This window comes from Streptococcus mitis, assembly GCF_965111735.1.
Lineage (GTDB): Bacteria > Bacillota > Bacilli > Lactobacillales > Streptococcaceae > Streptococcus > Streptococcus mitis_DR.
The window spans coordinates 187,501-199,900 of record NZ_OZ217346.1; the positions used below are offsets into that span (position 1 = coordinate 187,501).

Genomic DNA, 12,400 nt, shown 5'->3' on the forward strand with positions numbered 1-12,400 from the left:
CGAATCCAGCTACCCCAGTTACTATTTGCCGGCGTGGCGGAATTGGCAGACGCGCTGGACTCAAAATCCAGTGTCCGCAAGGACGTGCCGGTTCGACCCCGGCCGCCGGTATAGTATAGAGTTAAGGAACGTTGTAAATCTTCGTTCCTTTTTTATATTATTTTTGGTATAATAATAGTTATTCAAATTTTATTTAGATTATGAAAGTGTAGGGGAGTATGTCTTGTTCTATCGATTTATTAAAACATCGGTATTTGAAAAATATTAAAAAAAATGCTGAATTGTATGTCGGAATTGAGCTGGAATATCCAGTTGTAAATTTGGAAGGGGATGCTACAGATGTTGAAGTTATCAAACACTTATTCCGATATTTAGTTTTTTCTTTTGATTTAACTGTCGAAAAGGTTGATGATTTTGGGAATCCTATCCAGTTAGTAGATCCAGTTAGTCAAGATGCTATTTTATTTGAAGTTTCCTATACTACGATTGAGTTTGCATTTGGTAAGGCTGAAACAATACAAGAGGTTGAAGAACGTTTTAGTATTTATATGGAAGCAATCCAGAAGAAGTTAGCTGAATCAAATCATGCTATTGTTGGCTGTGGTATTCATCCCAACTGGGATAAAAATGATAATTGTCCAGTGGCTTACCCACGCTATCAGATGTTGATGGACTATTTGAATTTGAGTAGAAATGTGACTAAATCAGACTTACATCAATTCCCTGAATACGGAGCGTTTATTTGTGGGAGTCAGGTTCAGTTGGATGTTTCAAAGTCTAACTACTTACGAGTGATTAATGCTTTTACCCAAATTGAAGGGGCTAAGGCTTATTTATTTGCCAATTCTGAGTTTACAGGTGCGGATTGGGATACAAAAATCTCAAGAGATATTTTCTGGGAAGAATCGATGCATGGTATCTATCCAGAGAATGTTGGTGTCAATGCTAGGCTCTTTAAAGATGAGGATGATTTTTTTGATTATCTAGATCATTCTGCAATTTTTACTGCGGAACGTGATGGACAAACCTATTATTTTTATCCGATTCAGGCTAGGGACTATTTAGCTACACCTGAAATACAAGCATTTTCTCTTAATTGGGAAGAGGTTCTTATTTCCCCTCAAGAGAAAGATTTTGAAACTCATCGTAGCTATCAGTACCAAGACTTAACGACTCGCGGAACAGTTGAGTTTCGTAGTGTGTGTACTCAACCTCTAGATAGAACCTTCGCTTCAGCAGCTTTTCACTTAGGATTGTTGGTTAATTTAGATAAGTTAGAAGCTTACTTAGAAGCAGCACCTTTCTCTAAAGAATTTGGTCGTAATTACAAGTTTTTAAGACGACAATTTTCTAAGAAAAAGCTTACAGAACAGGAAGAAACTGCGATAATAGAGTTTTCAAAAGACTTACTCCTGCTAGCTTGCGAAGGACTGGAGATGAGAAATAAGCAAGAAACAAGCTATTTACAGCCTTTGAAAGAAGAATTGGGCCTATAATTTCTCTTATAAAAGGAGAATTTTCTGAAAAATCATGATATAATGGATGAGACTATAGATAAAGGATAGAGAGTAATGACATTAGTTTATCAATCAACGCGTGATGCCAACAATACAGTAACTGCTAGCCAAGCTATTTTGCAAGGTTTGGCAACGGATGGTGGTTTGTTTACACCGCTTACTTATCCAAAGGTAGATTTGGACTTTGACAAATTGAAATATGCTTCTTACCAGGAAGTTGCTAAGTTAGTTTTGTCAGCATTTTTAGATGACTTTACAGCTGAGGAGTTGGACTACTGTATCAACAATGCCTACGATAGCAAGTTTGATATTCCAGCTATAGCGCCTTTGGTGAAATTAGACGGCCAATACAATTTGGAACTGTTCCATGGTTCAACAATTGCTTTTAAGGATATGGCCTTGTCTATTTTGCCATACTTTATGACAACAGCTGCTAAGAAGCATGGTTTGGAGAACAAGATTGTCATCTTAACAGCGACATCTGGTGATACTGGGAAAGCTGCTATGGCAGGGTTTGCGGATGTGCCTGGAACTGAGATTATCGTCTTTTATCCAAAGGATGGTGTCAGCAAGGTTCAAGAGTTGCAAATGACTACTCAGACTGGCGACAATACTCATGTTATCGCTATTGATGGTAACTTTGATGATGCTCAAACAAATGTGAAGCATATGTTTAACGATGTAGCCCTTCGTGAAAAGTTGGCTACCAATAAACTGCAATTTTCATCTGCCAACTCTATGAATATCGGTCGTTTGGTGCCACAGATTGTTTATTATGTTTATGCCTATGCTCAGTTGGTTAAGACTGGTGAGATTGTGGCTGGTGATAAGGTCAACTTCACAGTACCAACAGGAAATTTTGGAAATATCTTGGCTGCCTTTTATGCTAAGCAAATTGGTCTACCAGTTGGCAAATTAATCTGTGCTTCAAATGACAACAATGTTTTGACAGACTTTTTCAAGACACGTGTTTACGACAAGAAACGTGAGTTTAAAGTGACTACTAGTCCATCTATGGATATTTTGGTATCTTCAAACTTGGAGCGTTTGATTTTCCATCTTTTAGGTAATGATGCGGTTAAAACAGCTGAACTTATGAATGCCTTGAACAAGCAAGGACAATATGAGTTGACAGACTTTGATGCAGAGATTTTGGACCTCTTTGCAGCTGAATATGCGACTGAGGAAGAAACGGCAGCAGAAATCAAGCGTGTTTATGAGGCAGATTCTTATATCGAGGATCCACATACGGCGGTTGCCTCGGCAGTTTATAAGAAATACCAAGCGGCTACTGGCGATGTGACTAAGACAGTGATTGCTTCAACAGCGAGTCCATACAAGTTCCCAGTGGTTGCAGTAGAAGCTGTAACAGGTAAAGTAGGCTTGACTGACTTTGAAGCCTTGGCTCAATTACATGATATTTCAGGAGTTGCAGTACCACCAGCAGTTGATGGCCTTGAAACATCTCCAGTTCGTCACAAGACAACCGTGGCAGCTACTGATATGCAAGCAGCGGTGGAGGCTTATCTAGGACTTTAAGACAGAGGGAGTAAACTCGGTTGGGAAACCAACTGAGTTTCTTTTCATCAGGAGGAGAGATTGTTTAAGAAAAATAAAGACATTCTTAATATTGCATTGCCAGCTATGGGTGAAAACTTTTTGCAGATGCTCATGGGAATGGTGGACAGTTATTTGGTTGCTCATTTAGGATTGATAGCTATTTCAGGTGTTTCAGTAGCTGGTAATATTATCACGATTTATCAGGCGATTTTCATTGCTCTAGGGGCAGCTATTTCTAGTGTTATTTCAAAAAGTTTGGGGCAGAAGGATCAGTCTAAGCTAGCCTATCATGTGACTGAGGCGTTAAAAATTACTTTACTATTAAGTTTCATTTTAGGAGCTTTGTCTATCTTCGCTGGGCAAGAGATGATTGGACTCTTGGGAACGGAGAGAGATGTAGCTGAGAGTGGCGGACTCTATCTATCCTTGGTAGGCGGATCGATTGTTCTTTTGGGGTTCATGACGAGTCTGGGTGCTTTGATTCGTGCAACGCATAATCCACGTTTGCCTCTCTATGTGAGTCTTTTATCCAATGCCTTGAATATTCTTTTTTCAAGTCTAGCTATTTTTATTCTGGATATGGGGATAGCTGGTGTTGCTTGGGGGACAATTCTGTCTCGTTTGGTAGGTCTTGTGATTTTATGGTCGCAATTAAAGTTGCCTTTTGAGAAACCGACTTTTGGTTTAGATAAGAAACTATTGACCTTAGCTTTGCCAGCAGCTGGAGAGCGGCTTATGATGCGGGCTGGTGATGTCGTGATCATTGCCTTGGTTGTGTCTTTTGGAACGGAGGCAGTTGCTGGGAATGCAGTCGGAGAAGTCTTGACCCAGTTTAACTATATGCCTGCCTTTGGCGTCGCTACGGCAACGGTCATGCTGGTGGCCCGAGCAGTTGGAGAGGATAATTGGGAAAGAGTAGCTAATTTGAGCAAGCAAACCTTTTGGCTTTCTCTGGTCCTCATGTTCCCCTTGACCTTCAGTATCTATGCTTTGGGTATACCACTCACTCATCTCTATACGACTGATTCTTTAGCGGTGGAGGCTAGTGTTTTAGTGACACTTTTTTCACTACTTGGTACTCCTATGACGATAGGAACAGTCATCTATACAGCAGTCTGGCAGGGTTTGGGCAATGCTCGGCTTCCCTTTTATGCGACAAGTATAGGAATGTGGTGTATCCGCATTGGAACAGGATATCTGATGGGGATTGTGCTTGGTTGGGGCTTGCCCGGTATTTGGGCCGGAACCCTTTTGGATAATGGTTTTCGTTGGTTATTTCTACGTTACCGTTACCAGCGCTATATGAGCTTGAAAGGATAGGAAATGCAAAAAACAGCTTTTATTTGGGATTTAGACGGGACTTTATTGGACTCTTATGAAGCGATTTTATCAGGGATTGAGGAAACTTTTGCTCAGTTTTCTATTCCTTATGATAAGGAGAAGGTGAGAGAGTTTATTCTCAAGTTTTCTGTGCAGGATTTGCTGGAGAAAGTTGCGGAAGAGCGAAAACTGGATGTCGAGGTGCTAAATCAGGTGCGTGCCCAGAGTCTGGCTGAGAAGAATGCTCAGGTAGTTTTGATGCCAGGTGCGCGTGATGTGCTAGCTTGGGCAGAGGAATCAGGAATTCAGCAGTTTGTTTACACTCATAAGGGAGACAATGCTCTTACCATTCTAAGAGACTTGGGTTTGGAATCTTATTTTACAGAGATTTTAACAAGTCAGAGTGGCTTTGCGCGTAAACCTAGTTCAGAAGCGGCCACCTATCTGTTAGACAAGTATCAGTTGGATTCTGAGAAGACCTATTATATAGGGGATCGGATTCTGGATGTGGAATTCGCGCAGAATAGTAAGATTCAAAGCATTAATTTTTTAGAGTCAACTTATGAAGGAAATCATAGGATTCAAGGGTTAGCAGATATTTCCCGTTTTTTTAAGGCTGAGCGATAAAAAGATTGTGTCAGTTTTGTGACAGAGACCTAACAAACTATTTCAAGTAACCGAGTTTGTTACAAGGAATAGACAGTTCTGTTAAATAGGCCCGAGAGGGCTTTTTTTCTGCATTTTTTGTGTTATCATAGACAGGTACTCATTTGAAAGGAATTTGAAAGAATGAAGAAAAGAATATTATTAGCCTCAACGGTAGCCTTGTCATTTGCCCCAGTATTGGCAACTCAAGCAGAAGAAGTTCTTTGGACTGCACGTAGTGTTGAGCAAATTCAAAACGATTTGACTAAAACGGATAACAAAACAAGTTATACCGTTCAGTATGGTGATACCTTGAGCACAATTGCAGAAGCCTTGGGTGTAGATGTCACAGTTCTTGCGAATTTGAATAAAATCACGAATATGGACTTGATTTTCCCAGAAACTGTTTTGACAACGACTGTCAATGAAGCAGAAGAGGTAACGGAAGTTGAAATCCAAACTCCACAAGCAGATTCTAGTGAAGAAGTGACAACTGCGACAGCAGATTTGACAACCAATCAAGTAACCGTAGATGATCAAACTGTTCAAGTTGCAGACCTTTCTCAACCGATTGCAGAAGCTCCAAAAGCGGTAGAAACTACAAGAACAAAAGAAGTAGCAACAAGTTCAGAAGTTACAGAGACAGTGACTGCTTCAGAAGAAGTGACACCATCTACAGGAACTTCTGTCCCAGAGGAACAAACAGCCGAAACGAGTAGTGCAGTTGCAGAAGCAGCTCCTCAGGCAACGACTCCAGCTGAGAAAGATGAAACACAAGCAAGCACTCAAGCTGAATCAGCAGTGGAAGCAACTACAATACCAGTAGAAGAAACAGCACCTGAAACAACTGCAACAAGTTCAGAAGAAGCAAAAGAAGTAGCATCATCAAGTGAAGCTACAGCAGCAGTTTCTACTTATCAACCAGAAGAGACGAAAACAACTTCAGCAACTTACGCAGCTCCAGCAGCGCCCGATTATGCTGGACTTGCGGTAGCGAAATCTGAAAATGCAGGCCTTCAACCACAAACAGCGGCCTTTAAAGAAGAAATTGCTAACTTGTTTGGCATCACATCCTTTAGTGGTTACCGTCCAGGAGACAGTGGAGATCACGGAAAAGGTTTGGCTATCGACTTTATGGTACCAGAAAGCTCAGAACTAGGGGATAAGATTGCGGAATACGCTATTCAAAACATGGCTAGCCGTGGAATTAGTTACATCATCTGGAAACAACGTTTCTATGCTCCATTCGATAGCAAATATGGACCAGCTAATACTTGGAACCCAATGCCAGACCGTGGTAGCGTGACAGAAAATCACTATGATCACGTTCATGTTTCAATGAATGGATAAACCAGACTTGGTAATATCGTTTTTACGAATGAGATCTAGCTTTCGTGATAGAAAGCGAGTCTCGTTCGTTTTTTTTTCTTTGTCATACTTTTCGAAAATCTCTTCAAACCACGTCAGTGTTATCTGCAACCTCAAAGCTGTGCTTTGAGCAACCTACGGCTAGCTTCCTGGTTTGCTCTTTGATTTTCATTGAGTATTAATATGAATGGAAAATGGAAGTTACCATTTTGTAATGATTGAAGCAATATTCTTGCAATTTATTTTACTTTGCATTATACATGATTAGTCAACTATTGATAAATCAACAAAAGGAAAGAAGAAATGATAGAGATTCAAGATCTGCTTTATCAACTCCGCTTGTCTGAGCAAGTGAGTACGCAATTGTTTGAAAAAAGACTTGGGATTAGTTTGACACGGTATCAGATTTTATTATTTTTGCTGAAGCATTCCCCTTGTAATCAAATAGCGGTTCAGGAGCGTTTGAAGATTGATCAGGCTGCTTTAACCCGACATTTCAAGATTTTAGAAAAGGAAGGTTTGGTGGAGCGTCATCGCAATCCTGAAAATCAGCGGGAAGTGTTGGTAGAGGCTACGAAGTATGCCAAGGAGCAGTTAGTGGTGAATCCCCCTCTGCAACATATCAAGGTTAAGCAAGAGATGGAAAGTATCTTAACAGAATCTGAAAAAACAGAGCTCAACCGTTTAGTAAATAAATTGGTTTTGGGTATTGAGAATATAGAAATTTAAGGAGAAATAGATGTCAATTACTATAATCATTTTAGCAACAATCGTTGCTTTAGAGCATTTTTACATTTTTTATTTGGAAAGTATTGCAACGCAATCAGAAGCGACTAGTCGTGTCTTTAACATGGACAAGGAAGAACTGGGTCGTCCGTCAGTAAGTTCATTGTTTAAAAATCAAGGGATTTATAATGCTTTGCTAGGAGTCTTTCTCTTGTATGGAATTTATTTCTCACAGAATTTAGAAATTGTGACTATTTTTGTTTTATTTGTGATTGGTGCTGCGGCTTATGGCTCTCTCACAGCAGATAAAAAAATTATTTTAAAGCAAGGCGGACCAGCTATTTTGACCTTGATTAGTATTTTTCTCTTTAAATAAACTTTAATGCCGGTCTGATCCTCTCTAGTCCTTTTCACTCCAGAATAAGGGAAATATGTTATACTTGTTTTTAAGAAAATAGTTTCATGGAATTGGTTGTAAGGAGTTAGAAATGAAAGTATTAGTGACAGGTTTTGAGCCCTTTGGAGGGGAAAAGGTTAATCCAGCCTTGGAGGCCATTAAAGGTTTACCAGCTGAAATCCATGGTGCTGAGGTCCGTTGGTTAGAAGTGCCAACAGTCTTTCACAAATCGGCCCAAGTATTGGAAGAAGAGATGAACCGTTATCAACCTGACTTTGTCCTTTGTATTGGGCAAGCAGGTGGAAGATCTAGCTTAACACCTGAACGAGTAGCCATTAATCAAGATGATGCACGCATTCCTGATAATGATGGAAATCAACCGATTGACCTTCCCATTCGAGCGGATGGTGCTTCGGCCTACTTTAGTAGTCTGCCGATTAAAGCGATGGTCCAAGCTATAAAAAAAGAGGGCTTGCCGGCCTCTGTTTCCAATACGGCAGGGACTTTTGTCTGCAATCATTTGATGTATCAGGCTCTCTATTTGGTAGAAAAGAAATTTCCACATGTTAAGGCAGGTTTTATGCACATTCCTTATATGATGGAACAGGTGGTGAATCGACCGACTACTCCAGCTATGAGTTTAGTGGACATTATGCGAGGGGTAGAAGCAGCAATCGGGGCTATTATAGAACATGGAGATCAGGATCTCAAGTTGGTAGGCGGAGAAACTCATTGATAGAAAAAAGCTTGAGGGAAAACCTTCAAGCTTTTGGACGTTTTCGAGCCAATACTGCTCGGTAAAAAATCATTTTATTGATTTGAATGTAGGGTAGGAGTGAGAAACTAGCAATCCCAAAGGTAATCCAATTGAGGAAGTACCAAGGAAGGAGTTGTAGGTCTAGAATAAAGCGCTGAAATTTGTAGCCTTTCATCAGGAAACGGCTGGTTTTTAGGATTTGTCCTGGTTTAGCTTGTCCTAAGTCTAGGGTATCACAGAGGAGAAATTCTACCTGCGAATAGGCATAGTATTGTGGGATATAGAGACTATTTCCGACAATCATCAAGAGGATACTTGCTAGAAAGTAAAGACCAAAGGTCATGAGGAAACGCTCAGTTTCAATTGACGTGAGATCCAGATTGGGAAACTCAGGATGAAGAACTACGAATTTCTTTGCTAGAAAGCTACTGTAAAAAAGAAAGTAAATTCCAAGCAAACTAGGAATACTCCATAAGAAGAGATAGAAACGTTTGAGGAGAAGAGTCAAAAAGGTTTGTGAAAAGTGCTCTTCTTTAAATAGAGTGAGACTATTTTTGACGGATAGTTCTGTATCAGGATTCTTGATGAGTTTCAGTGTTGTATAGACTGAACTGGTTAGAAGTATTGTTCCGATAAAGGAGACTAATAGAGGAAAAAGGTAGGCTTGGAATACATGACCAAACACGCTTAAAAAGGGTTGTTCTAAAACACTCTCGTTGATGCGCTCTAAGGGATTGAGGAAGCCAGACAAGATGACCAGCATGCTAGGTAAGAGATAGACGAGAAAGAGGCGGGGATTTTCAGCCTGAAATTGTCTAGCTTGCAGACGAACAGTTTTTAAATCAATTTTTCGGTATTTCATTCTCTCATTATACCATAGTTCGTGACAGTTCCTACTTTTTTTGATAAAATCATACAGTATGCCCTTGGGCACAAAGTATGAACTGGGACTGTCTTTCCCAGCTTCGGAGGTAAAAAATGTCAGATTCACCAATCAAATATCGTTTGATTAAGAAAGAAAAACACACGGGAGCTCGTCTGGGAGAAATCATCACACCCCATGGTACCTTCCCAACACCTATGTTTATGCCAGTTGGGACACAAGCCACTGTCAAAACTCAGTCGCCAGAAGAATTGAAGGAAATGGGTTCAGGAATTATCCTGTCAAACACTTATCATCTCTGGCTGCGTCCTGGAGATGAACTCATTGCACGCGCAGGCGGTCTCCATAAGTTCATGAATTGGGACCAGCCTATTTTGACAGATAGTGGTGGTTTTCAGGTTTATTCCTTAGCAGATAGTCGCAATATCACAGAAGAAGGGGTAACTTTTAAAAACCATCTCAATGGTTCTAAGATGTTCTTGTCCCCAGAAAAAGCCATCTCTATTCAGAACAATCTGGGTTCAGATATCATGATGTCCTTTGACGAATGTCCCCAGTTTTATCAACCATACGACTACGTTAAGAAATCAATCGAGCGTACCAGTCGTTGGGCTGAGCGTGGTTTGAAGGCTCACCGTCGTCCGCATGACCAAGGGTTATTTGGGATTGTGCAGGGGGCTGGATTTGAAGACCTTCGTCGACAATCGGCTCATGACCTTGTAAGCATGGACTTCCCAGGCTACTCTATCGGTGGTTTGGCAGTGGGAGAAACCCACGAAGAGATGAATGCTGTCTTGGACTTCACAACCCAACTGCTTCCTGAAAATAAACCTCGTTATCTGATGGGTGTGGGAGCGCCAGATAGCTTGATTGATGGGGTGATTCGTGGGGTGGATATGTTTGATTGTGTCTTGCCGACTCGTATCGCTCGTAATGGGACTTGTATGACCAGTCAAGGTCGTTTGGTTGTAAAAAATGCTCAGTTTGCTGAGGACTTTACGCCACTGGATCCTGAGTGTGATTGCTACACATGTAAGAACTATACACGCGCTTATCTTCGTCACCTGCTCAAGGCTGATGAAACCTTTGGTATCCGCTTGACTAGCTACCACAATCTTTACTTCTTGCTTAACCTGATGAAGCAAGTGCGACAAGCCATCATGGATGACAATCTCTTGGAATTCCGTGAGTATTTTATTGAAAAATATGGCTATAATAAATCAGGCCGTAATTTTTAAACTGGAATAGATATAAGCTAAAAATCCTAAGTTTTCTCTTGGGATTTTTCTTCTTTTTTTGATAGAATAAAGTGTATAATGAAAGGGAGAATAAACTCGTATGCGTATTAAATGGTTTTCCTTGATTAGGATTACAGGTTTACTTTTGGTACTCTTGTATCATTTCTTTCAGACGATCTTTCCTGGAGGATTTTTCGGGGTAGATGTCTTTTTTACATTTTCAGGTTTCCTGATTACAGCTCTACTTATCGAAGAATTTTCTAAAAGTCATGAAATTGATTTGGTTGGATTTTTTAGGAGACGCTTTTATCGTATCGTGCCACCTGTGGTTTTGATGGTCTTGGTGACCATGCCCTTTACCTTTCTAGTTCGGCAAGATTATGTGGCTGGAATTGGGGGTCAGATTGCGGGTGTCTTAGGCTTCATGACCAACTTCTATGAAATCCTAACAGGTGGGAGTTATGAATCTCAGTTCATTCCTCATTTGTTTGTTCATAATTGGAGCTTGGCTGTTGAGGTTCACTACTATATCCTCTGGGGATTGGCAGTTTGGTTCTTATCTAAACAGTCCAGATCAAATGGTCAGTTGAGAGGAATGGTCTTTCTCTTATCTGCTGTTGCCTTCTTGATCAGCTTCTTCTCCATGTTTATTGGTAGTTTTCTAGTAACCTCTTATTCCTCTGTTTACTTCTCCAGTTTAACTCATGTCTATCCATTCTTTTTGGGAAGTGTGTTAGCAACTATCGTAGGCGTTCGTCAGACAACTTCTTTAGTTAAGCAGTTGGATAAAATCTGGGATTTACGCAAGACCCTTTTAGTTTTTGGAGGAGGTTTTGGCTTCTTACTCATTTTGACTTTCTTTGTCAAATTTACCTATCCCTTTGCCTATCTTATGGGCTTCTTGCTTGCCAGCCTTGCAGCCCTTGCTATGATTCTGGCGGCGCGTGTCTTACATGAAAAGACTCCTAACATGCAGGAGCCAAAGATTATCAGCTTTTTAGCGGATACTAGCTATGCGGTTTATCTTTTCCATTGGCCTTTCTATATCATTTTTTCACAGTTGACATCAAATCTTCTTGCTGTGTTATTAACTTTGATTTTTTCTTATGGATTCGCCAGCCTATCATTTTATGTGTTGGAACCTTGGATTGCAGGAAAGGACACACCTATTATACAAACCCTTCGTCCCCTGCCTCATATTCATACAATCCTTGCAGCAAGTACTGGAATTTTGGTCTTCATTGTCTTCTTAGTAACTCTGTTGGCACCACAAGTGGGAGCTTTTGAGACAGACTTAACTGTCAATGGCTTGAAGCAAGCCGCGACAAATATTAACCAGACCAAGGTAATGACAGAACGAGCAGAAGCTGATAGTTTAGGAATTGCTGAGGGCACTATGTTAATTGGTGACTCGGTGGCCTTAAGGGCAAATACAGCCTTGCAGACAGCCCTTCCTGGAGCACAGATTAATGCACAGGTCAGCAGAACAACTAAGACTGCCAATGAAATCATGCTCAACAATAGCCAGAATAAATTTCTACCAAAGATGGTGGTGATTGCAACTGGGGTAAATAATCCTGAAAATTACAAGGAAGACTGGGATAGTATCGTGAAAAATCTTCCTAAGGGCCACCATATGGTTTTGGTGACTCCTTATGAAGGAGATAAGACAAAAGAGACCTATGCAATCGTTGAGAAGGCGGCTGCCTATATGAGAGAATTGGCAGAGAAGACTCCTTACATCACAATAGCAGATTGGAATCAAGCTGCTAAAGAGCATCCAGAGATCTGGACTGGGACAGACCAAGTCCATTTTGGAAGTGACAATAGTAAAATTGAAGCAGGAGCTAAATTGTATGCAGATACCATTGCTGCAGCCTTGCAAACAGCTCAAGACAAGCCGGTCAAATCAAAATAACTTGTATTTAAAAGAAAAGAGTTGGAAAAATCCAGCTCTTTTAAAATATCTCTAGAAAATAGGTCTATACC

General features: G+C 40.5%; 11 protein-coding genes and 2 tRNA genes (1 of these 13 cut by a window edge). 12 read left to right on the plus strand and 1 reads right to left on the minus strand.

What is annotated here, in order from left to right; translation table 11 throughout:
* The 10 genes from ACLV7W_RS00930 to pcp all read left to right on the plus strand — a co-directional run.
* Window positions 1-18 (plus strand) — tRNA-Gln (locus tag ACLV7W_RS00930) (it extends 54 nt beyond the left edge of the window).
* 9 nt (window positions 19-27) lie between these two features.
* A tRNA-Leu gene (locus ACLV7W_RS00935) sits at window positions 28-111 on the plus strand.
* Window positions 112-218: 107 nt separating this feature from the next.
* Window positions 219-1,496 (plus strand): gamma-glutamylcysteine synthetase, encoded by a 1,278-nt coding sequence (locus tag ACLV7W_RS00940; RefSeq protein WP_411865264.1) that lies wholly within the window; start codon window positions 219-221, stop codon window positions 1,494-1,496.
* 75 nt (window positions 1,497-1,571) lie between these two features.
* A complete protein-coding gene (thrC, locus tag ACLV7W_RS00945; protein WP_411865265.1) occupies window positions 1,572-3,056 on the plus strand; it encodes a threonine synthase in 1,485 nt (494 codons plus the stop codon).
* Window positions 3,057-3,116: 60 nt separating this feature from the next.
* Window positions 3,117-4,397 (plus strand): MATE family efflux transporter, encoded by a 1,281-nt coding sequence (locus ACLV7W_RS00950; RefSeq protein ID WP_000473986.1) that lies wholly within the window; start codon window positions 3,117-3,119, stop codon window positions 4,395-4,397.
* A 3-nt stretch (window positions 4,398-4,400) separates the two neighbouring features.
* The gene (locus tag ACLV7W_RS00955; RefSeq protein ID WP_001172831.1) at window positions 4,401-5,024 is read left to right on the plus strand and encodes an HAD family hydrolase; all 624 of its coding nucleotides are present in this window, start codon (window positions 4,401-4,403) and stop codon (window positions 5,022-5,024) included.
* A gap of 162 nt (window positions 5,025-5,186) precedes the next feature.
* Entirely contained in the window at window positions 5,187-6,392 is a 1,206-nt protein-coding gene (locus ACLV7W_RS00960; RefSeq protein ID WP_004257488.1) for a LysM peptidoglycan-binding domain-containing protein, read from the plus strand.
* A gap of 321 nt (window positions 6,393-6,713) precedes the next feature.
* Complete coding sequence (locus ACLV7W_RS00965; protein ID WP_411865266.1) at window positions 6,714-7,139, plus strand: MarR family winged helix-turn-helix transcriptional regulator; 426 nt, start codon at window positions 6,714-6,716, stop codon at window positions 7,137-7,139.
* A 10-nt stretch (window positions 7,140-7,149) separates the two neighbouring features.
* The gene (locus ACLV7W_RS00970) at window positions 7,150-7,512 is read left to right on the plus strand and encodes a DUF1304 domain-containing protein (RefSeq protein WP_411865267.1); all 363 of its coding nucleotides are present in this window, start codon (window positions 7,150-7,152) and stop codon (window positions 7,510-7,512) included.
* Window positions 7,513-7,624: 112 nt separating this feature from the next.
* Entirely contained in the window at window positions 7,625-8,269 is a 645-nt protein-coding gene (pcp, locus tag ACLV7W_RS00975) for a pyroglutamyl-peptidase I (protein WP_411865268.1), read from the plus strand.
* Between the two features lie 25 nt (window positions 8,270-8,294).
* On the opposite strand, the gene ACLV7W_RS00980 is transcribed toward pcp, so the two are convergent.
* Window positions 8,295-9,152 carry a DUF975 family protein gene (locus tag ACLV7W_RS00980; RefSeq protein ID WP_247947653.1) on the minus strand — a complete coding sequence of 286 codons (858 nt, stop codon included), beginning with the start codon at window positions 9,150-9,152 and terminating at the stop codon, window positions 8,295-8,297.
* 116 nt (window positions 9,153-9,268) lie between these two features.
* Between ACLV7W_RS00980 and tgt the strand changes: the two genes are divergently transcribed.
* Complete coding sequence (tgt, locus tag ACLV7W_RS00985) at window positions 9,269-10,411, plus strand: tRNA guanosine(34) transglycosylase Tgt (protein WP_020903627.1); 1,143 nt, start codon at window positions 9,269-9,271, stop codon at window positions 10,409-10,411.
* Window positions 10,412-10,511: 100 nt separating this feature from the next.
* A complete protein-coding gene (locus tag ACLV7W_RS00990; protein ID WP_261034629.1) occupies window positions 10,512-12,329 on the plus strand; it encodes an acyltransferase family protein in 1,818 nt (605 codons plus the stop codon).
* Window positions 12,330-12,400: the final 71 nt, after the last annotated feature.

Bases quoted from the DNA above. Each gene is read 5' to 3' on its own strand.
- pcp (WP_411865268.1), top strand. From the start codon at position 7,625: ATGAAAGTATTAGTGACAGGTTTTGAGCCCTTTGGAGGGGAAAAGGTT.
- ACLV7W_RS00960 (WP_004257488.1), top strand. From the start codon at position 5,187: ATGAAGAAAAGAATATTATTAGCCTCAACGGTAGCCTTGTCATTTGCC.
- ACLV7W_RS00955 (WP_001172831.1), top strand. From the start codon at position 4,401: ATGCAAAAAACAGCTTTTATTTGGGATTTAGACGGGACTTTATTGGAC.
- ACLV7W_RS00990 (WP_261034629.1), top strand. From the start codon at position 10,512: ATGCGTATTAAATGGTTTTCCTTGATTAGGATTACAGGTTTACTTTTG.
- ACLV7W_RS00965 (WP_411865266.1), top strand. From the start codon at position 6,714: ATGATAGAGATTCAAGATCTGCTTTATCAACTCCGCTTGTCTGAGCAA.
- ACLV7W_RS00940 (WP_411865264.1), top strand. From the start codon at position 219: ATGTCTTGTTCTATCGATTTATTAAAACATCGGTATTTGAAAAATATT.
- ACLV7W_RS00980 (WP_247947653.1), bottom strand. From the start codon at position 9,152: ATGAAATACCGAAAAATTGATTTAAAAACTGTTCGTCTGCAAGCTAGA.
- thrC (WP_411865265.1), top strand. From the start codon at position 1,572: ATGACATTAGTTTATCAATCAACGCGTGATGCCAACAATACAGTAACT.
- ACLV7W_RS00970 (WP_411865267.1), top strand. From the start codon at position 7,150: ATGTCAATTACTATAATCATTTTAGCAACAATCGTTGCTTTAGAGCAT.
- tgt (WP_020903627.1), top strand. From the start codon at position 9,269: ATGTCAGATTCACCAATCAAATATCGTTTGATTAAGAAAGAAAAACAC.